Origin of the sequence: Nocardioides sp. WS12 (assembly GCF_014108865.1) — a bacterium.
GTDB lineage: Bacteria > Actinomycetota > Actinomycetes > Propionibacteriales > Nocardioidaceae > Nocardioides.
In genome coordinates, this window is the sequence record NZ_CP053928.1 from 4,932,065 (window position 1) to 4,953,107 (window position 21,043).

At 68.2% G+C, this 21,043-nt stretch carries 22 protein-coding genes; 10 read left to right on the forward strand and 12 right to left on the reverse strand.

Translation table 11 applies throughout. From position 1 onward, the window contains the following. Positions 1 to 3: 3 nt before the first annotated feature. Positions 4 to 609, forward strand: a complete 606-nt coding sequence (locus HRC28_RS23790) for a hypothetical protein (RefSeq protein WP_182377829.1) — start codon at positions 4 to 6, stop codon at positions 607 to 609. 3 nt (positions 610 to 612) lie between these two features. Here HRC28_RS23790 and HRC28_RS23795 read toward each other — a convergent pair whose 3' ends face one another. Continuing rightward, positions 613 to 1,653: an alpha/beta hydrolase gene (locus tag HRC28_RS23795; RefSeq protein ID WP_182377830.1), complete on the reverse strand. Its 1,041-nt coding sequence runs from the start codon at positions 1,651 to 1,653 to the stop codon at positions 613 to 615. A gap of 79 nt (positions 1,654 to 1,732) precedes the next feature. Here HRC28_RS23795 and HRC28_RS23800 point away from each other — a divergent pair, with 79 nt between their 5' ends. The 3 genes from HRC28_RS23800 to HRC28_RS23810 all read left to right on the forward strand — a co-directional run bounded on the left by HRC28_RS23800 (position 1,733) and on the right by HRC28_RS23810 (position 5,717). After that, entirely contained in the window at positions 1,733 to 3,874 is a 2,142-nt protein-coding gene (locus HRC28_RS23800) for an RNA degradosome polyphosphate kinase (RefSeq protein ID WP_182377831.1), read from the forward strand. Between the two features lie 188 nt (positions 3,875 to 4,062). Next, a complete protein-coding gene (locus tag HRC28_RS23805) occupies positions 4,063 to 4,680 on the forward strand; it encodes a DUF47 family protein (RefSeq protein ID WP_182380946.1) in 618 nt (205 codons plus the stop codon). A gap of 2 nt (positions 4,681 to 4,682) precedes the next feature. Beyond that, positions 4,683 to 5,717 carry an inorganic phosphate transporter gene (locus HRC28_RS23810; RefSeq protein WP_182377832.1) on the forward strand — a complete coding sequence of 345 codons (1,035 nt, stop codon included), beginning with the start codon at positions 4,683 to 4,685 and terminating at the stop codon, positions 5,715 to 5,717. A gap of 8 nt (positions 5,718 to 5,725) precedes the next feature. Here HRC28_RS23810 and HRC28_RS23815 read toward each other — a convergent pair whose 3' ends face one another. The 6 genes from HRC28_RS23815 to HRC28_RS23840 form a co-directional block, all read right to left on the reverse strand. Beyond that, a complete protein-coding gene (locus tag HRC28_RS23815) occupies positions 5,726 to 6,466 on the reverse strand; it encodes a winged helix-turn-helix domain-containing protein (RefSeq protein WP_182377833.1) in 741 nt (246 codons plus the stop codon). After that, positions 6,466 to 7,245, reverse strand: a complete 780-nt coding sequence (pstB, locus tag HRC28_RS23820) for a phosphate ABC transporter ATP-binding protein PstB (protein ID WP_182377834.1) — start codon at positions 7,243 to 7,245, stop codon at positions 6,466 to 6,468. Before pstB ends, HRC28_RS23815 begins: the two co-directional genes overlap by 1 nt. 14 nt (positions 7,246 to 7,259) lie before the next feature. Beyond that, entirely contained in the window at positions 7,260 to 8,318 is a 1,059-nt protein-coding gene (gene pstA / locus HRC28_RS23825) for a phosphate ABC transporter permease PstA (RefSeq protein ID WP_182377835.1), read from the reverse strand. Beyond that, on the reverse strand, positions 8,315 to 9,271 hold the full coding sequence (gene pstC / locus HRC28_RS23830; RefSeq protein WP_182377836.1) for a phosphate ABC transporter permease subunit PstC: 957 nt from the start codon (positions 9,269 to 9,271) through the stop codon (positions 8,315 to 8,317). The genes pstA and pstC overlap by 4 nt, the downstream gene beginning before the upstream one ends. Positions 9,272 to 9,371: 100 nt before the next feature. After that, positions 9,372 to 10,460: a phosphate ABC transporter substrate-binding protein PstS gene (locus HRC28_RS23835; RefSeq protein ID WP_202033166.1), complete on the reverse strand. Its 1,089-nt coding sequence runs from the start codon at positions 10,458 to 10,460 to the stop codon at positions 9,372 to 9,374. A gap of 163 nt (positions 10,461 to 10,623) precedes the next feature. Next, entirely contained in the window at positions 10,624 to 11,496 is an 873-nt protein-coding gene (locus HRC28_RS23840; protein WP_182377837.1) for an NUDIX domain-containing protein, read from the reverse strand. Between the two features lie 47 nt (positions 11,497 to 11,543). On the opposite strand from HRC28_RS23840, the gene HRC28_RS23845 reads away from it, so the two are divergent. Both HRC28_RS23845 and HRC28_RS23850 read left to right on the forward strand, forming a co-directional pair. After that, entirely contained in the window at positions 11,544 to 12,617 is a 1,074-nt protein-coding gene (locus tag HRC28_RS23845; protein ID WP_182377838.1) for a hypothetical protein, read from the forward strand. Positions 12,618 to 13,016: 399 nt separating this feature from the next. After that, positions 13,017 to 13,781, forward strand: a complete 765-nt coding sequence (locus tag HRC28_RS23850; RefSeq protein WP_237111632.1) for a hypothetical protein — start codon at positions 13,017 to 13,019, stop codon at positions 13,779 to 13,781. Positions 13,782 to 13,815: 34 nt separating this feature from the next. Here the strand turns inward: HRC28_RS23850 and HRC28_RS25700 are convergent, their stop codons facing one another. Beyond that, positions 13,816 to 13,944: a hypothetical protein gene (locus HRC28_RS25700; RefSeq protein WP_272902649.1), complete on the reverse strand. Its 129-nt coding sequence runs from the start codon at positions 13,942 to 13,944 to the stop codon at positions 13,816 to 13,818. Between the two features lie 174 nt (positions 13,945 to 14,118). On the opposite strand from HRC28_RS25700, the gene HRC28_RS23855 reads away from it, so the two are divergent. Genes HRC28_RS23855 through HRC28_RS23870 form a run of 4 tightly spaced genes read left to right on the forward strand, consistent with a single transcriptional unit; the run spans position 14,119 to position 17,904 of the window. Then, positions 14,119 to 14,421 (forward strand): metal-sensitive transcriptional regulator, encoded by a 303-nt coding sequence (locus HRC28_RS23855; RefSeq protein WP_182380950.1) that lies wholly within the window; start codon positions 14,119 to 14,121, stop codon positions 14,419 to 14,421. A 51-nt stretch (positions 14,422 to 14,472) separates the two neighbouring features. After that, on the forward strand, positions 14,473 to 14,679 hold the full coding sequence (locus HRC28_RS23860; RefSeq protein WP_182377839.1) for a heavy-metal-associated domain-containing protein: 207 nt from the start codon (positions 14,473 to 14,475) through the stop codon (positions 14,677 to 14,679). Then, positions 14,676 to 15,635 (forward strand): hypothetical protein, encoded by a 960-nt coding sequence (locus HRC28_RS23865; RefSeq protein WP_182377840.1) that lies wholly within the window; start codon positions 14,676 to 14,678, stop codon positions 15,633 to 15,635. The genes HRC28_RS23860 and HRC28_RS23865 overlap by 4 nt, the downstream gene beginning before the upstream one ends. Continuing rightward, a complete protein-coding gene (locus HRC28_RS23870) occupies positions 15,619 to 17,904 on the forward strand; it encodes a heavy metal translocating P-type ATPase (protein WP_272902650.1) in 2,286 nt (761 codons plus the stop codon). The genes HRC28_RS23865 and HRC28_RS23870 overlap by 17 nt, the downstream gene beginning before the upstream one ends. 4 nt (positions 17,905 to 17,908) lie before the next feature. Here HRC28_RS23870 and HRC28_RS23875 read toward each other — a convergent pair whose 3' ends face one another. The 4 genes from HRC28_RS23875 to HRC28_RS23890 all read right to left on the reverse strand — a co-directional run bounded on the left by HRC28_RS23875 (position 17,909) and on the right by HRC28_RS23890 (position 20,895). Continuing rightward, the gene (locus HRC28_RS23875) at positions 17,909 to 18,064 is read right to left on the reverse strand and encodes a hypothetical protein (protein ID WP_182377841.1); all 156 of its coding nucleotides are present in this window, start codon (positions 18,062 to 18,064) and stop codon (positions 17,909 to 17,911) included. Between the two features lie 157 nt (positions 18,065 to 18,221). Beyond that, on the reverse strand, positions 18,222 to 18,425 hold the full coding sequence (locus HRC28_RS23880) for a cold-shock protein (RefSeq protein ID WP_056749414.1): 204 nt from the start codon (positions 18,423 to 18,425) through the stop codon (positions 18,222 to 18,224). A 260-nt stretch (positions 18,426 to 18,685) separates the two neighbouring features. After that, entirely contained in the window at positions 18,686 to 19,753 is a 1,068-nt protein-coding gene (locus HRC28_RS23885; RefSeq protein ID WP_182377842.1) for an alanine/ornithine racemase family PLP-dependent enzyme, read from the reverse strand. Then, positions 19,750 to 20,895: a DUF1611 domain-containing protein gene (locus tag HRC28_RS23890; RefSeq protein ID WP_182377843.1), complete on the reverse strand. Its 1,146-nt coding sequence runs from the start codon at positions 20,893 to 20,895 to the stop codon at positions 19,750 to 19,752. The genes HRC28_RS23885 and HRC28_RS23890 overlap by 4 nt, the downstream gene beginning before the upstream one ends. Between the last annotated feature and the right edge of the window lie 148 nt (positions 20,896 to 21,043).

The following is a 21,043-nucleotide window of genomic DNA, read 5'->3' on the forward strand; positions in this document are numbered from 1 at the left end:
CCGGTGACCTCGCTCCGGGCGGAGCGGGACGCTCTTGCACGCCGCTGCGCCGACGCCGAGGCAGAGGTACGACGTCTCGGCGACGAGCTCACGTCCGCGCGCGCCCAGATCGCCGCCCAGATCGCCGCGCAGGTGGCCGCCGAGTCGGAGGCCGGTTCCCTCTCGCTGTTCGACGGTGACGCCGCGGGCGATCGACTGACCGGCGACGGCAGCGACCCCCGCGTGCTGTCCCTCATCCTGGGCGCCACGGCGGTGGTGGCCGGCATGGTGACGCTGCTGGCGATGCTCAACGGCAAGCTGGGCAGCATCTTCGGGCTCGCGATGCTCGCGCTCACCGTCGGCCTGGCCTGGGGCGCGGCACGCACCCGCATCGTGCCCATCGAGGTCGAGGTCGTCCGGGGCGTCGTCTACGTCAAGCACGGCGAGTCGACGCACCGCTTCGACGTGAAGAAGCCGGACACCCAGGTGCTCGTGTTCGGCCGCCCCGGCGAGTCCGACTGGGCTGTGCACTTCCCGCGTCGCGGCATGGACCCGTTCGTCATCGACGCGTCGATGGTCGACCCGCAGGGTTTCCTGCGGGAGCTCCGGGAGTACCGCCCCGAGATCTGAGGCTCAGCCCAGAGCCGCGCGCACCTTGTCGGCGATCTCGAGTACGGCGGCGCGACTGGTGCGGCCGACGCCCACGATGTTGAGGAAACCGTGGATCTGGTCGACGTACCGGCGCATTTCCACCTTCACTCCGGCGTCGGACAACCGGCGCGCGTACGCCTCACCCTCGTCGCGCAGCGGGTCGAAGCCTGCGGTCACGACGTACGCCGGCGCGAGCCCGGTCGGCAGTTCTGCACCGAGGAGGTGCACCCGCTCGTTCGCCAGGTCCGCGGCGGACGGGAGATAGGTGCGATCGACCATCGCCATGTAGTCGGCCGTGAGGAAGAGGTCCTCGCCGAAGAGGCGGAGGCTCTCGGTGTCGCGCCCCGGCCAGGTGCAGGGGTAGAACAGCAACTGGAACGCCAGCGGGAGACCAGCGCGCGCAGCCGCGATGGCCGTCCACGCCGCCACGGCGCCTCCTGCCGAATCGCCGGCCACTCCGATCCGGGTCGGATCGACGCCGAGTTCATCCGCGTGCTCGAACAACCAGCGGACCGCAGCCTCGGCGTCATCGAAGCCGCCCGGGAAGGGGCGCTCGGGGCCCAGGCCCCACTCGATCGCCAGTACCGGGACGCCGGACTTCTCCGCCAACACGCGACAGGGTGCGTCGTGGCTGTCGAGGTCGCCGTACAGGAAGCCGCCGCCGTGAAAGAACAGCAGCACCGGGCGGCCCGCGGTGGCGGAGTGCGGGCCATGCGGGAGATAGTGCCGCGCGGGAAGCCCCGCGACCGTGAGGTCGCGGACGGCACCGATCGGCTGGGTACCGCCCACGATCGTCGCGTTGGCCAACATGTCGGCGCGGCCGACCGCGATGTCCGGCACGTCCACCATCGCTGGCTTGCGCGCCAACCGCTGCACCCGCAGCATCAACTGCAGGTCGGTGGCGAGCGTCTGTCCGTCGAGCACGAGCGGGCGTCCTGACAGCACGCGCTGTGCTCTCTCGGGGAGCCCCATGATCGACTTCAGGAAACGTGTCTCGACGGCGGTCTGCAGACTCACGCGCATCAACCTACTGACGACATCGGGCTGCGACCACCCCGCTCGTGGTCACCTTCCGTTCACCCTGAACTGCCACACTCGATTCATGTCCACCGAGCAGCACCCTGTCCCCGCGACCCCCGAGGCGCCCGTCCTCTCGGCCGTCCCCTCCTACGTGCCCTCACCCGCACTGGAGGAGACGATTGCGGCGGCCGCTGACCGGTTCCTGGACCGGGAACTCTCCTGGCTCCACTTCAACGAGCGGGTGCTCGAACTGGCGGAGGACGAAGAACTCCCCCTCCTCGAGCGGGCCCGCTTCCTGGCCATCTTCACCAGCAATCTCGATGAGTTCTTCATGGTCCGGGTGGCCGGCCTCAAGCGCCGGATCGCAACCGGCCTGGCGGTTCGGGCAGCGAGCGGAATGATGCCGCGTGAGGTGCTCGAGGCGATCTGGTCCCAGACGTCCGACCTCAGCCGCCGGCAGACCGACATCTTCCACCACCAGATCGTGCCTGCCCTGCGCGACGAGGGCATCGAACTGGTCCGCTGGGCCGATCTCGAACGCGATGAACAGAAGTTCTGCAAGCGACTCTTCAAGGAGCGCGTGTTCCCGGTCCTGACGCCGCTCGCCGTCGACCCGGCCCACCCATTCCCCTACATTTCGGGCCTTTCGCTCAATCTCGCGGTCCTGATCCGCAATCCGAAGTCCGGCAAGGAACTCTTCGCGCGCGTGAAGGTGCCGTCGAACTTCGACCGCTTCGTCTCCCTCGGCAACGCCCGTTTCGTCCCGCTCGAAGACGTCATCGGCGCCCACCTCGGCCGGCTGTTCCCCGGCATGGACGTGCTCGAGGTGCACACCTTCCGGGTCACCCGCAACGAGGACCTGGAGGTCGAGGAGGACGACGCCGAGAACCTCCTCGCGGCACTGGAGAAGGAACTGCTCCGCCGCAAGTTCGGCCCGCCGGTGCGTCTGGAGGTCGAGGAGTCGATCGACCCGTCGGTGCTCGAACTGCTCGTCTCCGAACTTGACGTGACCGAGGAAGAGGTCTTCCGGCTCCCGGGTCCGCTCGACCTGCGTGGGCTGCACTCGATCGCCGACCTGCCGCGCGAGGACCTGAAGTACCCCTCGTACGTGCCGGTCACCCACACCCGGCTGGCCGAGGTGGAGTCGGCTGCACCGGTCGATGTCTTCAAGGCGTTGCGGCGCCGCGACGTCCTGCTGCACCACCCCTACGACTCGTTCGCGACGTCCGTGCAGCGGTTCATTGAGCAGGCCGCCGCGGACCCCCACGTGCTGGCGATCAAGCAGACGCTCTACCGGACCTCCGGTGACTCGCCGATCATCGACGCCCTCATCGATGCCGCCGAGGCCGGCAAGCAGGTGCTGGTGCTGGTCGAGATCAAGGCGCGCTTCGACGAACAGGCCAACATCCGCTGGGCCCGAAAGCTCGAGCAGGCGGGCTGTCACGTCGTCCACGGCCTGGTCGGACTCAAGACCCACTGCAAGCTCGCCATGGTGGTCCGCGACGAGCCCGAGGGCATCCGGCGCTACACCCACATCGGTACGGGCAACTACAACCCGAAGACCTCCCGCACCTACGAGGACCTCGGCCTGCTCACGACGAACGAGGCCATCGGCGAGGACGTCGCCCACCTGTTCAACAACCTGTCCGGCTGGTCACGCAAGGCGACGTACGAGGAACTGCTGGTGGCGCCGGATTCCGTGCGCAGCGGCCTGATCGACCAGATCCATGCCGAGATCGCGCACCACCAGGCGGGGCGGCCCGCCGGTGTCCGGATCAAGGCGAACTCCATCGTCGACGAGCCGCTCATCGACGCGCTCTACCTCGCCTCCTGCGAGGGCGTGCGCGTCGAGCTGCTCGTCCGCGGCATCTGCGCGCTGCGCCCCGGTGTCCCCGGGCTGAGCGAGAACATCAAGGTCCGCTCCATCCTCGGTCGGTTCCTGGAGCACAGCCGGATCTTCGACTTCGAGGGCGGCGGCGAGCCCGTCACCTGGATCGGCTCCGCCGACATGATGCACCGCAACCTGGACCGCCGGGTCGAGGTGCTGGTCCGACTCCCCGCGCAGAGTCGCGACGAGGTACGACGCCTGCTGGACCTCGCCTTCGCGCCCACCACCCAGGCCTGGGAACTCGGCGCGGACGGCCAATGGAAGCGCAATGACGGCGAAATTCACCTCCAGGAGACCCTGATCGAGGCCCAGCGGCATCGCCGACTTTTGCTCTGATCCTGCGGTCGTGGGCGCCTCGCGCGGGCGGCCAAACCCCCTCTGACCTGCCCGAACACGGAGAGGGTGCACCGTTGCGCCATTGAGCGTGGGACGTGCCACACTGTCTGCGGTGCTGGGGGTTTGCGTTCATCCGAACGTTTCCCCCTAGCATGAAGCCGTTCGTCTCCGCCTCAACGGGAGTACTTGTGGGTCTGCGTCTACGTCCGGTCGATAACTCCTTCTACGTACTCTTCGCGGAGTCGGCTCAGCATCTGGTGGGTGGAGCCGAGCTCCTCGCCGAAATGCTGTCCGACGACTCCGACAAGGCCGACGTCGCCGAGCGCATGCGCGCCGCCGAACACGCCTGCGACGAGACCACGCACTCGATCGTCAAGAAGGTGAACAGCACCTTCGTCACCCCCTTCGACCGCGAGGACATCTACGCGCTCGGGTCGGGCCTCGACGACTGCATGGACATGATGGACGAGGCCGTCGACCTGATCCTGCTGTACGAGGTCAAGACGCTGCCGCCGGAGCTCTCCGAGCAGGTCGAGGTGCTCCAGCGCTGCGCCGAACTGACGACTGCGGCCATGCCGCGCCTCCAGTCGATGCAGTCACTCGACGACTACTGGATCGAGATCAACCGCCTCGAGAACACCGGTGACCGCAATCACCGGCGGACCCTGGCCAAGTTGTTCTCCGGTGAGTTCGCCACGATCGAGGTCCTCAAGCTCAAGGACATCGTGGAGTCCCTCGAGGGCGCCATCGACGCCTTCGAGCGGGTCGCCAACATCGTGGAGCAGATCGCCGTCAAGGAAGGCTGAGCGTGAGCCTCACCCTGGCGATCGTGATCGCCGTGGTCGTCATCGCGCTCGTGTTCGACTACACCAACGGCTTCCATGACGCGGCGAACGCCATCGCCACGTCGGTGTCGACCCGTGCGCTCACACCGCGGATCGCCCTGACGCTGGCTGCGATCATGAACTTCATCGGCGCGCTGCTGGGCCAGGAAGTCGCCAAGACGGTGGCTGATGTCATCACGATCACGGACGATGCCGGCAGGACACTGGCCGGACTCACGGTCAATCACGGGCTCGTGGTCGTGATGGCCGGCCTGCTCGGTGCCATCATCTGGAACCTGATCACCTGGTACTACGGCCTCCCGTCGTCCTCTTCGCACGCCCTCATCGGTGGTCTCGTGGGAGCCGCGATCGCCGGCGGCGTGGCCGTCAAGTGGGAGACCATCGTCCAGAAGGTCCTGATCCCGATGGTGTTGTCGCCGCTCTTCGGCTTCTGCGCCGCCTTCATCGTGATGTTGTCGATCATGTGGATCTTCCGCAAGGGCAACCCGCACAAGATCAACCGCGGCTTCCGGGGCATGCAGACGGTCTCGGCCGCCGCCCTCGCCCTCGGTCACGGCCTGCAGGACGCCCAGAAGACGATGGGCGTGATCCTGCTGACGCTCGTCATCGCCTATCCCGCGACGTACGACATCGAGACGCTGCCCATCTGGGTCGTCCTCCTCGCCGCAGGCGCGATCTCGGCCGGCACCTACGCCGGCGGCTGGCGCATCATGCGCACGCTCGGTCGCAAGATCATCGACCTGGACCCGCCGCGCGGCTTCGCGGCCGAGTCCGTCGGTGCCACCGTGCTCTACTCGACGGCGTTCATCTTCCACGCGCCGATCTCGACAACCCACACGATCACCTCGGCCGTCATGGGTGCGGGTGCGACCAAGCGGTTCAACGCGGTCAAGTGGGGCATGGCCCGCACGATCCTCACCGCCTGGGTCTCGACGTTCCCGGCCGCGGCGCTGGCAGCCTGGGCCTGCTACGAGATCCTCGCGCTCTTCTTGTTGTAGGAGGCGGGTCAGGCTGAGTCGACGGTGAGACTGTAGCCCCGCCCGCGGATCCGTCGTACGACGGCGACGTCGCCCAGGCGGGCCCGCAACCGGGTGACGTGCATGGCGATGGTGTTGCCCCCGGGGCGGCGCTCACTGGCGCCCCAGATCGCTTCGCGCAGTTCCTCGTCGGTGACCACACCGGGCGAGGCCAGCATCAGGGCCCGGAGCAGCTCGAACTCCTTCAGGGGCAGGTCGGCGATCCGTTCACCGCCCACCCGCACGGTGAAGGCAGTGGCGTCCAGCTCGATCGGACCCACTTCGAGCGTGGCGTGATCGGCGACAGAGCGCGGCGCGTGGGTCATCAGGTCCCAGACCTGCTGCGCCGCATACGGCCGGAGTACGACGGCCGAGGCTCCTGCGAGCATCAGCGGGCCGATCGCGTCCGACTGCCCGCGGGCACCGTCCCCGAGACCGTCCGAGCTCGCGATGACGTAGGGCGAGCCGTGGCGACGGATGCGGGTGACGAAGTCACCGGCCGCGATGCCCGGGGCGTCCGGCGCGACCACGACCGCGTGCGGGTCGATGCGACCGAACTCGACGAGTCCGTCCAGGGTGTCGCCCACCCAGGTCACGTGCACGCCGTGACCGGCCATCGCCTCGGCGAGCCCGCTCTCGTCATCAGCCGGATCGACCACCAGCAACTGCGCCCCCGCCGACTCCGTCCAGCGACGCAGGTAAGCGCGGATCGACTGCCGGCGGGCGTCCATCAGCCGAAGCGGCCGGAGATGTAGGCCTCGGTCGACGGGTCATCGGGGTTCGCGAACATCTTCTTCGTCGGGTTGAACTCGACCAGTTGGCCGGGCTCGCCGGTCGCCTTGAGGTTGAAGAAGCCGGTGTCGTCCGAGACCCGCGCAGCCTGCTGCATGTTGTGGGTCACGATGACGATCGTGTAGTCCTTCTTGAGCTCGTGGATCAGGTCCTCGATGGCCGAGGTCGAGATCGGGTCGAGCGCCGAGCACGGCTCGTCCATCAACAGGATCTGCGGTTCGACCGCGATCGCGCGGGCGATGCAGAGCCGCTGCTGCTGACCACCGGAGAGACCCATGCCCGGCTTGTTCAACCGGTCCTTGACCTCGTTCCAGAGGTTGGCGCCGCGCAGCGACTTCTCGACGACGTCGTCGGTCTGGGACTTCGACATGCGGCCCGAGTTGAGCTTGAGGCCCGCAACCACGTTGTCGGCAATCGACATGGTGGGGAACGGGTTGGGCCGCTGGAAGACCATGCCGACCTGGCGCCGGACGGCCACCGGGTCCACGTTGGCGTCGTACAGGTCCTGGCCGTCGACGACGATCTTGCCCTCGACCCGGGCGCCGGGGATGACCTCGTGCATGCGGTTCAGCGACCGCAGGAACGTGGACTTGCCACAACCCGACGGACCGATGAAGGCGGTGACCGCACCCGCGCGGATCGTCATGTTGACGCCCTCCACGGCGAGGAAGTCGCTGTAGTAGATGTTGACGTCGGAGACGTCGATGCTCTTGGCCATGATGAAACTCCCTCTCAACCCTTTTTCGGGGCGAAGATCTTGCCGACGATGCGTGCTACCAGGTTGAGCACCATCACGATGAGGATGAGGATGAACGCGGCGCCCCAGGCGATGGCCTCCGCGGGCGCGTCGCCACGGACGTTCTGACCGTAGATCAGCACCGGCAGGGTCGTCATTGCGCCGTCGAACAGATTCATGTTCGTCTTGTCGGTCGCACCTGCGATGAGCAGCAACGGGGCCGTCTCGCCGATGACCCGCGAGGTCGCCAGCGTGATGCCGGTGAGGATCCCGCCGAGCGCCGTGGGGAGCACGATCCGGACGATCGTCTTCCACTTCGGCGTACCGAGGGCGTAGGCCGCCTCGCGCAGCTCGTCCGGGACGAGCATCAGCATTTCCTCGGTGGCCCGTACGACGATCGGGATCATCAGCAGCGAGAGCGCCACAGAGCCACCGAAGCCGGACACGTAGGCCGGACCGAAGATCAGCGTGAACACCGCGAAGGCGAACAGGCCCGCGACGATCGACGGGATGCCCGTCATCACGTCGACCAGGAAGGTGATCACCTTGGCTATCTTGTTCTTCTTGCCGTACTCGACGAGGTACACGGCAGCCATCACACCGACAGGCACCGAGATCAGCGCCGCACCCAGCGTCACCAGCAGGGTGCCGATGATCGCGTGATAGATGCCGACGGGCTGGTCGATCTGGGTCTTGAAGAACGAGTAGCTCAGGAAGGTGCCGTCGATCCGGCCTGCCCCCTGGTCGATCACGCGCCACAGCAGCGAGGCCAACGGCACGATCGCAACGATGAACGTGGTCCAGATCAGGCCGGTCATCAACCGGTCAGTGGCGCCGCGACGGCCTTCGACCGCGAGCGACCAGATCGGGAGGACCACCAGGAAGGCGACCCCGGCAAGGATCGCGGCGCCGACGGTCGACGTACCGAGCACCAGCAGCAGGGCACCGAAGGCCGCGGCAATGCCGGCGACGATCAGCTCCGCGCGCTGCGGAAGGCGCGGGTGGGTCAGCGGGATGTGGACCCGGTCGGCGGGCGCCTGTTCGAGCGTCGTCATCGCGCCATCCGCCTTTCGCTACGGCCGATGATCCATCGCGCTGCGAAGTTCACCAGGAAGGTCAGCAGGAAGAGCACGAGGCCGGTGGCCACGAGCACGTTGAGCAGGTCGGCGCTGCGCTCCTTGTACTTGAGCGCGATGTTGGCCGCGATCGACGTCGGGCTGGACTGCGCGATGATGTTCCACGACAGGTCGAAGCCGACCGACAGGACCATCGTCACGGCCATCGTTTCGCCGAGCGCGCGGCCCAGGCCGAGCATGACGGCCGAAACCATGCCCGAACGGGAGTACGGGAAGACCGTCATCCGGATCATCTCCCAGCGCGTGGCACCGAGGGCCAACGCGGCCTCCTCGTGCAGGCGGGGGGTGCGCGAGAAGACCTCGCGCGAGATCGCGGTGATGATCGGGAGGATCATGATGGCCAGCACGATGCCGGCGGTCAGGACGGTGCGACCGGCCGTGCTCGGCTCGCCGAAGAGCGGGATGAAGCCGAGGTGCTCGTGCAGCCAGTCGTGCATCGGCACGAGCTTCTTGGCGAGGTAGAACGCCCCCCAGAGGCCATAGACGACCGACGGTACGGCGGCCAGCAGGTCGATCACGTAGGCGACCGGCGTCGCGATCCACCGCGGCGCGTAGTGGCTGATGACCAGCGCGATCCCGAAGGCAAGGGGGACAGCGATGATCAACGCGATGATCGAGGCGGTGAACGTACCGACGAGCAGCGGGAAGACGTAACCCAGGAAGCTCTCGGCGTGCGGACCATAGACGTCCCCGGACTTGGTGAAGCCCGAGGCACCCTTGAGGGCCAGGAAGATGAAGACTCCGGCCAGCGCGGCCATGATCGCCAGACCCGCGGAGAGGGCCAGACCGGAGAAGATGCGGTCGCCGACGCCACCGCGGACGCTCACCCAGTCGTTGGGCTGCTCCTCGATCTCGGCGGTGGGGGCTGTCACTGGATTCACCTCAGGTTCGGGGGGTGGATGGCTTTGCGGGGCTGCTGCCCCACGGGCTGAGGGGTGAGGACGGGATCGCCGTCCTCACCCCTCAGATGGATCACTTGGCGGAGATGCCCGCCACGATCTCCTGCGCCTTGGTGGCGGTCTCCGGCGCGAGCTTCGCGGAACCCGCGAAGTCGGACGAAGCAGCCTGGCCCTCGTCGGAGACGATGTACTCGAGGTAGCCCTTGACGTTGGCGGCCTCGGCAGCGTCGTCGTACGTCTCGCAAGCGAGCAGGTACGACAGCAGGATCACCGGGTAGGCGCCGGCCTCGGTGGTGTTGCGGTCGACGTCGACAGCGATGTCGGTCTCGTCGCGGCCCTCAACGATCGGGGAGACCGAGACGGTCTTCGCGGCACCTTCGGGCGACGGGGCAACGAACTCCTCGCCGACCTTGACCGAGACGTGGCTGAGGTCGGTGGCCTGGCTGGCGTCGGCGTAACCGATAGCGCCGTCGATGTCGGCGATCTGCTTGACGACACCCGAGGTGCCCTCAGCGGAGAGACCACCGGAAACCGGGAAGGCGTCCTCGGCCTCGTAGGCCCAGTCCTGCTCCGCCGTCTTGCCGAGGTAGTCGGTGAAGTTCTTCGTGGTGCCCGAGTCGTCGGCGCGGTGCACCGCGGTGATCTTCGTGTCAGGCAGCTCGACACCCTCGTTGGTCGCGGCGATCGCAGCGTCGTTCCACTTGGTGATCTTGCCCGCGAAGATCTTGGCGATCGTGGCGGCGTCGAGCTTGAGCTCGTCGACACCCTTGAGGTTGAAAGCGATGGCGATCGAGGAGATGTAGGCCGGGACCTCGATGATGTTTCCGCCACAACGCTCCTTGGCGGACGCGAGCTCCTCGTCCTTGATGTAGGAGTCGGTGCCGGCGAAGGACAGCGCCTTGGCGATGAACTGGCCGCGGCCGTCCGTCGAGCCGAGCAGCGAGTAGTCGATGGTCAGGCCGCTGTTCTTGCCCTGGAACGCGGTCTTCCACGCCTCCTGGGCCTTCTCCTGCGACGTCGCGCCGCCGCCCTTGAGGTTGCCGCTCAGGTCGCTGGACGCGGCGTCGCCGCCGTCCTCGTTGGACGCGCCACAGGCGCTCATGAGCAGGGCGAGCGCAGCAATACCGGGGATCGCGGCGTTGCGAATGGTGTTGAGCTTCAAGGAACTTGCCTCTCAGAGGTGAGGGGCTTTTGTCTTGTCGGGGCCCCCCGATTCGTACTGGACAACTGAGAAGTTAGGGAGCGTCGGTAACGCAAGTCCCCGGCCGATCTGAACGCATGGTGAACAGTGGCGGTCGGGGCGGCATTTCGGCGTGGTCCAGGTCTCAGACCACGAAACGGGGGCGGTGTCGCTCGACCGCGACGACCGCTCCCTTGCGCACGTGGAGCACCAGCATCTCGGCGGCCTCCAGGGGCGGAGTGCCCCTCGCGCTGTCCAGCCCGAGGGCGTCGTACACCCACTCGAGGACGGGGCGATGCGTGCACACCACCGCACCCTGGTCGGTCTCCACGAGCTCCTCGACGATCCGGGTGACGGCGCGCTCCGTGGCGTGCTCCTCGCTCAGCCGGCGCCGCAGGTCCAGGTCGTAGCCCGCCATCTGCGCGAACGGGTGGACGGTCTGCACGCAGCGGGTGCTGGTCGAGGTCACGACCCGCGTGACGTCGTACGCCGCCAGCAGGGGGACGAGGCGGTCGGCCTGAAGCTCACCGGTGCGCAGCAGGGTGCGGGCCGCGTCGTCGCCCTTCCAGGCAGTGCGGGAGCGCGCCTGCGCGTGCCGGAGTACGACGACCGCCCGGGTCTTGCGGCGAACCCGCAGCGCAGCGGCGAGGGTCTCCCGGTCGCGGTCGTAGGTCAGCAGCTTCGGCGCCTCGTCGAACGGCACCCACCGGACCTGGTCGATCTCGTGGTTGGGCCGGTACTGGGAGACGTCGTCATCACCGACCACGCGGCCGGTCCAGTAGTAGACGGTCTTCATCCGGCTGCCGACCGGGTAGCGCTGGGTCGGCAGCGGCGGACCGAGACGCGCGTGCACGCCGGTCTCCTCCGCCACTTCCCTCACCGCGGCGGCGGTGGGGTGCTCGGCTCGATCCAGCTTGCCCTTCGGGAACGACCAGTCGTCGTACTTGGGACGGTGGACGAGCAGCACCTCACGACCGGGCCGGAACACCACGACGCCGGCAGCAAGGATGTCGGGCACGTGGCCTAGTCTCACATCAGATCGACCGAGTTGAGGAGACCCCTTCGGTGTTGCGCCGTCTGACCGCCTTCAGGGCCAGGTCCCGTTGGGTCGTCGTCGGCCTCGTCCTCCTGCTCGTCGCCGTGGCCGGTACAGTGGCCTGGCGGCTCACCCGCGACGACGCCAGCCGGTTCGCCGAAGCCGCGACGCTCGCCCCGAAGACCTCCGAACGGTTCAGCTGGACCGACTGGGCCGGCGTGCGCGAGGAACTCGACGCCGACCTCTCGGCGTCGTCCTCGGCCGAGGAACTGTCCGGCTTCCTGCTCGACGCCTTCGACCGCGACCTGTCCGCGACGACGGCCCTCGCCGAGTCCGCGCCCACGCTGCAGTCGACCTTCGGGTTCTCCCCCGCGAACATCGAGTGGGAGCTCTTCGCCCAGGGCAAGGACGGCGCCCTCACGATCCTCGGATTGCCCGACGACTACGACGTCGACGCCCTCCGGTCGCGCCTCGAGGAGATCGGCTTCGAGAAGCCCGACCAGGCCGACGGCGTGTGGAACGGCGGGGTCGACCTGCTGGAGACGCTGGACGGGCCGGTCACCCCTCAACTCGCGTACCTCCAGATCGACGAGGACGCCGGCCTGGTGTTCGGCAGCGACGAAGCGGCCTTCCTCGCAGAGCACCGCGACGTCGAGCGCGGTGAGAGCACTGACGGCATCGCCGAGGTCGTCGAGGCTGCTGGCCCGGCGCTGAGCGCCTCGGCCTACACCGGCGACTACGCGTGCTCGGAGCTCTCGATGAGCGGGGCCGACCCGGCCGACCGCACCCGCGGCGCCGAGTTGGTCGAAGCCGCCGGCGAGGTCCACCCGCTGACCGGCTTCGCGATCGCTGCGCAGCCCGCGGGCGACGTACGCGTGGCGATGTCGTTCGAGAACGAGGACCAGGCCCGCACCGATGCCGACAGCCGCTCGAAGCTGGCCGCCGGCCCGGCCCCCGGCCAGGGCGGCACCTTCCCCGAACGGTTCACGCTCGGGAAGGTCGCCGCGACCGGCACCACGCTGACCATGGAGCTGGAGCCGGCCGAGGGCACGTTCGTGCTGTCTGACCTGAACAAGGGCCCGGTCCTCTTCGCCACCTGCTGAGCTGGGTTCGGCGTCGTACCAACCAGATTCGGGGTGGATTCGGGCTAGTGGCCCCGAATTCGGTTGGTACGACGCCCAGCCAGCCAACCTGTGGAGAACGAACAGCACGTTTGGCGGGCCGCAGCGATGCTGGGCCGATGGATCTGCACATCACCAGGGCGGGCATCGTTCTTCCGGTGCGCGCCGATCCGGCGGGGATCACCGGACCGACGCCAGACCAGGCGCGCGGCCCCCGGTGTCGGACGACCTCTCCGGGGCGGTTCACCAGAGCCAACATTGTCGTCACCACCGAACAGCGCATTGTCGAGGCCGCCGTTGGCCTGCCACCGGGTGCTGCCATCACCGGCTGGGCAGCCCTGCACTGGACCAGGACCAGATGGTTCGACGGCCGGGCGAGAGATGGGAGCGACCTGCCCGTACCTGTTGCCGTCAATGACGCGTGCAACCTGGCGAGGCGCCCGTGGCATCGTCATTTCCGCCGATTGGCTGTTCGAGGACGACATCATCTGGGTCGACGGCCTGCCGATCACCCGCCCCGATCGCTCTGTCACCTTCGCCGCTCGTCGGGCACGAAGCGACGAGGAAGCGACCCAGATCATCGACATGGCAGCAGCCGGCGATCAGATCGACCTGCTGGGTCTCGAGGACTACGTGAGCCGTCTGCCGAGCCGACCGGGCGTACGTCGGCTGCGACGTGCGCTTGCTCAGGCCGACGAGAACGCATGGTCACCGATGGAGGTGACCATGCGTCGACTGTGGACGGGTCGCGGCTTTGATCGCCCCCTGTGCAATCGCCCGATCTTCGACTTGAACGGACGGCACCTGCTGACACCCGATCTGTTCGATCCGGTGGCCGGGGTGCTCGGCGAGTACAACGGTGCCGTCCACCTCAATCTCAGGGTTGGTCATCGGGACCTGAACCGCGAGGAGATCTGCCGCCAACTCGGCCTCGAGATGGTCTCGATGATGTCCACCGACCTCCGCGACAAGTCGGCATTCGAGTGGCGGCTGGACAATGCCTATCGCCGTGCGGCAGCGCGGCCCCTGACGACGAACTGGACGCTCGACCTGCCGTCGTCGTGGGTGGACACATCGACGGTCGCGAAACGTCGAGCGCTGGACGAGTCGCAGCGGGAGCTATGGCTGCGCCGGCAGGCTGGCTGAGCGTCGTACCAACCAAATTCGGGGTGGATTCGGGCTAGTGGCCCCGAATTCGGTTGGTACGACGAAGACCGCTCCGCGACAGAGTCGACCGCATATAGGAGCCGTCGGGATCGATCAGCGCGAGCCAGCCCAGCCCGGCAGCGAGCAGGACCAGCCCGGTCACCGTCGCCACCTTCGGCCCGACACTGGCCAGTACGCGCGGGGCGATTCCGGACGTCGTACTTGCGTTAAATACCCTAGGGGGGTAACGTATTCCAACGAAGGCGGACGCTACCACGAAATACCGGAGGGGGGTACCCTGAGAATGACCGAGACACTCGCCGAGAAGGACAGCCCGATGACCGAGGCCCACCAGCACAGCTACATCGCCAACAACACCAAGGCGGACTACCTCAAGCGGCTGCGCCGCATCGAGGGCCAGGCCCGCGGGCTGCAGCGGATGGTCGAGGAGGAGAAGTACTGCATCGACATCCTCACCCAGATCTCGGCGATGACGAAGGCACTCGAGGCCGTCGCACTCGGCCTGCTCGACGAGCACATGGCGCACTGCGTCGTGAACGCGGTCGCAGCCGGCGGCGACGAGGCCCAGATCAAGCTCAAGGAAGCCTCCGACGCGATCGCGCGCCTCGTCCGCTCCTGAACATCATGAACACCGTCGATCCCCTCACTTGAATCCCGGAAGGAACCCGCCATGAACCAGACCGCCACCTACACCGTCACCGGCATGACCTGCGGCCACTGCGTCGCCTCGGTCACCGAGGAGGTCCAGGAGATCCCCGGCGTCCAGGACGTCGCGATCGACCTGCCCACCGGTGCCGTCACCATCACCAGCGCCGAGGTCCTCGACGATGCAGCCGTCAGGGCTGCCGTCGAGGAAGCCGGCTACCAGCTCGCATGAGCACCCCGGTCAAGGTCGCGGGCTTCCTGGCCGCCATCGCCGCCATCTTCGGGCTCGCCCTCGTCGTCGGCCGCGCCATCGGCCCGGTGGACGACGAGCCCGCTGCTCACGACGACGCGCACGCCTCCGGCGACGGCCGCGTGCACCTCACCCCCGCCGGCGACGGCGGCACCGAGATCCCAGAAGGACTCATGGTCTCCCAGGACGGCTACACGCTCGCGCTCGCCGAGCCGGGCTCCCCGGCCGGCCGGGACCGGACGGTCGCGTTCACGATCACCGGACCCGACGGCGACCCGGTGATGTCGTACGACGTGGAGCACGAGAAGCAGCTGCATCTGATCGCCGTCCGTCGCGACTTCACCGGCTTCCAGCACGTCCACCCCGTCCTCGACGAGAAGACCGGGGTGTGGTCGATCGACCTCGACCTCACACCGGGGACCTGGCGCCTCTTCGCCGACTTCAAGGCCAGCGGCGCGGACCCGCTCACGCTCGGCACCGATCTGGCCGTCAGCGGCGACCACCAGCCTGCCGATCCCGCACCCGAGAACCGCACGGCAACGGTCGACGGCTACGAGGTCACCCTCGACGGAGACCTGACAGCGGGAGCCGACGCGAAGCTCACGCTGAGCGTCACCAGGAACGGCGAGCCGGTCACCGACCTCCAGCCGTACCTCGGCGCGTACGGCCACCTCGTCGCGCTGCGCGCCGGCGACCTCGCCTACCTCCACGTCCACCCCGACGGTGAGCCCGACGACGGCACCACGAAGCCCGGTCCCGACGTGGTCTTCCACACCGCCGTCCCCAGCGCAGGGACCTACCACCTCTACCTGGACTTCCAGCACAACGGCGTCGTCCGCACCGCAGCCTTCACCGTCACCACCGGCGGAGCCGCGACCCCCGGGGACACCGCACCGTCCGAGACCGAACACGGAGAGAGCAGTGGACACCAGCACTGACCAGCAGATCGAGCTGGCGATCACCGGGATGACCTGCGCGTCCTGCGCCAACCGGATCGAGCGCAAGCTCAACAAGCTCGAAGGCGTCAGCGCCACGGTCAACTACGCCACCGAGAAGGCGAAGGTCACCTTCGACCCCGCCGTGGCGCCCGAGGCACTGGTCGCAGCCGTCGAGCAGGCCGGGTACGGCGCTCGGCTCCCCCAGCCGCCCCAGGCGGACCCGGGGACCGGCGCGGCCGCATCACCCGAGGAACACGCGCTCCAGGTGCTGCGCCAACGGCTGGTCATCTCGGCGGTCCTGACGGTCCCGGTGATCGCGATGGCGATGGTCCCGGCGCTGCAGTTCACCAACTGGCAGTGGTTGTCGCTGACACTTGCCGCGCCGGTGGTGGCATGGGGCGCCTGGCCGTTCCACAAGGCGGCGTGGACCAACCTGCGCCACGGCACCTCGACCATGGACACGCTGATCTCCCTCGGCACCCTGGCCGCGCTCGGGTGGTCGCTGTACGCACTGTTCTGGGGCACCGCCGGCACCCCGGGCATGACCCACCCCTTCGAGTTCACCATCGAGCGCAGCGACGGCAGCGGCAACATCTATCTCGAAGCCGCCGCGGGCGTCACCACCTTCATCCTCGCGGGCCGCTACTTCGAGCAGCGGTCCAAGCGCAGGGCCGGCTCAGCGTTGCGGGCTCTGCTCACGCTCGGCGCCAAGGACGTCGCGGTGCTCGGAGCCGATGGCACCACCGAGACGAGCGTGCCGGTCGAGCAGCTCGCGGCCGGCGACCTGTTCGTCGTACGCCCGGGCGAGAAGATCGCCACCGACGGCGTGATCGAACGCGGTACGTCGGCGGTGGATGCGTCGATGCTCACCGGCGAGTCCGTGCCGGTCGAAGTCAGCCCCGGGGACACCGTGGTCGGCGCGACCGTCAATGCCGGCGGTCGCCTGGTCGTGCGAGCGACGCGCATCGGCAGTGACACCCAACTCGCGCAGATGGCGCGGTTGGTCGAGGACGCACAGAACGGCAAGGCCCAGGTCCAGCGTCTGGCCGACCGGGTCTCCGGCATCTTCGTGCCGATCGTCATCCTGCTCGCGGCCGGGACGCTCGGATTCTGGCTCGGCACCGGCAACGGCCTGGCAACGGCGTTCACCGCAGCGGTCGCTGTCCTGATCATCGCCTGCCCCTGCGCCCTCGGCCTGGCGACGCCGACCGCCCTCATGGTCGGCACCGGCCGCGGCGCGCAACTCGGCATCCTGATCAAGGGTCCCGAGGTGCTGGAGTCCACCCGCATGGTCGACACCGTCGTGCTCGACAAGACCGGCACGGTCACCACCGGAAGGATGACCCTGCGTGCAGTGATCGCGGCCGACGACGAGGACGCCTCCGAGGTGTTGCGGTACGCCGGCGCGCTCGAGGACGCCTCGGAGCATCCGATCGCCCGGGCCATCGCCGACGCGGCCCGGGACGAGCACGGCTCCCTCCCCGAGGTCGAGGACTTCACCAACATCGAAGGACTCGGGGTCCAGGGTGTCCTCGTCGACGTCGCCGACAGCACCGCGAGCCACGCCGTCCTGGTCGGGCGCCCGCAACTGCTCGCGGAGTGGTCCCAGCACCTCACCCCCGAGTTGAAGACGGCGCTCGAGGACGCCCAGTCGACGGGCGGCACCGCCGTCGCGGTCGGTTGGGACGGCAAGGCGCGTGGAGTCGTCGTGGTCGCCGACGCGGTCAAGGCAACCTCGGCCACCGCGATCCGTGAACTGCGCGCACTCGGCCTGCGACCCGTGCTCCTCACCGGCGACAACGCGGCCGTGGCGCGGACCGTGGCCGCCGAAGTGGGCATCGACGAGGTCGACGTGTTCGCCGACGTCCTGCCCGCCGACAAGGTCGACGTGGTCAAGCGGCTCCAGGGCGAGGGCAAGGTGGTCGCGATGATCGGCGACGGCGTCAACGATGCCGCGGCCCTGGCGCAGGCCGACCTCGGCCTGGCGATGGGCACCGGCACCGACGTGGCGATCGAGGCCAGCGACCTCACCCTGGTCCGAGGGGACCTGCGGGTGGCGGTCGACGCCATCCGCCTGTCCCGTCGCACGCTCGGCACGATCAAGGGCAACCTGTTCTGGGCGTTCGCGTACAACGTCGCCGCGCTGCCCCTGGCTGCCGCCGGCCTGCTCAACCCGATGCTCGCCGGCGCGGCCATGGCGTTCTCGTCGGTGTTCGTGGTGTCGAACAGCCTGCGGCTGCGTGGGTTCAAGGCCCACTCCGCCAACTAGAGGGTCAGGCGCTCAACGGAGCGACGCCCAGGATCCGGTCGATCTCCTCCATGGGCAACCGGTCATCGGAGGCGCTCGCGGCGATGATCAGGTTCGTGGTCAGTTCGACCTCCACCAGGAGGTCGCCGTCCTCGAGGGTCACGTCGAACTGGTCGCCCATGGTCCCTCCTCACGCCTCGTCCAGACGGTCTTCAGGCACCATCTTCCCTCCAACCACCTCCCGTAAACCCTAAAGTTCAGCAAAAATTCGTGAGGCCCCGCCGACGGGCGGGGCCTCACCGAAGACGCGAGGTCTTCTCAGATCAGATCGGTCCCGGTCAGAGGGGACGGACGTTCTCCGCCTGGGGCCCCTTGGGGCCCTGGGTGACGTCGAACTCGACCTTCTGGTTGTCCTCGAGGGACTTGTAGCCGTTGGACTGGATCGCAGAGAAATGAACGAAGACGTCGTCGCCGCCGCCCTCCTGCTCGATGAATCCGAAGCCCTTTTCGGCGCTGAACCACTTGACGGTGCCCTGAGCCATTGTGCTCGTTACTCCTTGTGTCGGGGCGAGAGCCGCCACCTCGGCGACCCGCAACTCATGCGATGACACGTCGCTCCGACCCGTGATGGGACACCACAAACCAGATACGCCGTCGGCCACACTGCTCCGCAGGCGTTCACCTTCGAACTGCATTCGCTGCGAGATCGACCCTATCAATTGCAGGTGACCGCGAAACCTCTCCAATGCCACGATCTTGCGCTCGTGCATGAAGGTTCTGCTACGCACACGTGACGTCCCTGCTAACAGCCCATTCGTTCAACCAACGTCACGAACGGCGACGTCGCCGCCCGGACCAGGGCGCCGTACCCGAGGCCGAAACGGATCTCGTCGCCGACCACAGCGGCGTGGTCACCGAGGTCCAGCACCAGGTGGTCGCTGCTCATCCCGAGGACCGTGATCCCCTCGGGCGGCATCAGCCCGTCGGGGTCGGTGTCCTGTCGGCCGAGCGCGACGATCGCCTGGCGAACGGTGCCGCTGCCGACCCGATCAGGGACGCCGCCGAAGGCGGACTGCGCCCGGTTACCCCACGGCTGGAACGGCTTGTCGACGCGTTCGATCACCTCACCGAACAGGGCGAACGCATCGCCGGACAGGCCCTCGATCGGCGTGCGATGGAGGGGCTCGACGCCGAGCAGGATCGCCTCGCCCAGCCGCAGGTCGTTGATCCGGCCGATGCTCCCCGACGAGGCCGCCCAGTCGAGGTTCGCCGAGTTGCCGCCGGAAACGGTGGTGAGCGCGACGTCGTACGACGTCTCGATGGTGGCGACCAGGTCGCTGAGGACGCCCATGTTCCGGTCGTCGGGTACGACGCCGTTCTGGCAGGCCAGGTTGGCGCCGAGGCCGACGAGCTGCAGGGACGGCGCGGCCAGTACCAGGCGGACGGCGGCGGCCACGTCGTCGACGGGAATGCCCTCGCGCAGGTCCCCGAGCTCGACCATCAGGACGACGTCGTGACGGAGCCCGGCCGCCTCGGCGGCGCGGTCCAGCTCCCGGAGTACGACGGCCTCCGTGTTCAAGCTGCACGTCGCCGTGCGTACGACGTCCCCGACCTGACTGAGCATGGGCGAACGGATCAACGTGCGTGACGTCTGTCCGTCCAGCCCAGCCAGTCGCTCGAGATTGGCGACCCGGGAGTCAGCCAACCCCTCGGCGCCGCCGCGGAGCATCGCTGCTCCCACGGCGGGCGAACCCAGGACGGCCTTGGTGACACCGGTGACCCGGATCCCCGCGGGACCCAGCCGATCCACCAGGACGCGGGTGTTGCCCTCGAGCTTGTCGAGGTCGATCTCGAGTCGGGGACTGCTCACACCGCGGCGGGGCTGGCGACGCGCGCCCGCTCCAGCTCGGGGAACGCCTTGAGCACCATCTCGACCAGGTCGGAACCGGGACGGGTCAACGGGTCGGTGACCGGCAGCCCGAGGTGCAGGCGGTGCTGGGCGATCGACGTGGTGAGCTCGTCGTCGGTCATTTCCTCGTGGTTGATGGTGACGCCAATGACGCGGGTGTCGGCGAACGCCTCGATCATCGCGATCTCGCTCTCGACGGTCGGCATCGGCATCATCGGGAAGTCGCCCAGGACACGGCGCTTCGGCGCGTGCTGCACGATCACACCGGCCGGGCGGCTGCCGCGGAGGATGTGGCCCGAGGTCAGGTAGGCCGGGTGGCTGAGCGCGCCCTGGCCCTCGACCACGATCACGTCGGGGTCCTCGCCCTCGAAGGCCGCCACCACCTGGTGCTCGACCTCCCCGGAGCAGAACTGCGGAACGAGGGCGTCCAGCGCGACGCCGTACTTGCCACCCTGGATCAGGGTGGTCTGGCCGGTACCGACCATGACGGCCTTGATGCCGGCCGCGTTGAGCGCCTGGACCAGGAGCGTCGAGGTGGTGCGCTTGCCGATCGCGCCGTCGGTGCCGAGTACGGCGATCCTGGGGCAGGTCACGTCGAAGATGCGCCCGGAGAACAGGTGCAGGTCCCGCTTCGCCTTCGGGCGACGGATGTCGGTGATGGTGACCTCGGCAAGGAGTGCCGCCGCGACGAACTCGGCGTCGTCATTGAGGAACTCGTGCAGGCCGTTGATGATGTGCATCCCGCGAGCAATGCCGTCGAGCAGGACCACGCGCTGGTCGTCGGACAACAGGCCGTCGGCCGGAGCAACGCCGCAGATCAGGTAGTCGGGCACGTGGCCGGCGTGCGCGATCGCCTCGCGCAGCGACGCCAGCACCGGGATCCCGTTCGGGGTGCCGTCGAGGAACTGACCGGAGTCGGCGCCGGCCCGCAGGCTGTCGATGACGCTCAGGATCTCGTACTTCTCCGAGTGCCGGACGAGGCCGTTGGCGGTCTTGCCGTCCTGCTCACCGAACTGCGACTCGCAGTAGACGACGGCGGTCGAACCGACCGGGAGGTCGAAGGGCTGCGCGGGGACGAAGGTGTCGCTGATGAACAAGGACAAGGCCGATTCCTCTGGTAAGGCTCAGAGGAGGCGACGGGCTTCGTGGCCGGGCGGTGTGCCCAACGGTCAACGAGGCGTCTGCCCTGAGGTGGCCGACAAGCGTGTCGACATCTTCACTGTAACCGGCCGGACACCATAAGCCTGCCTC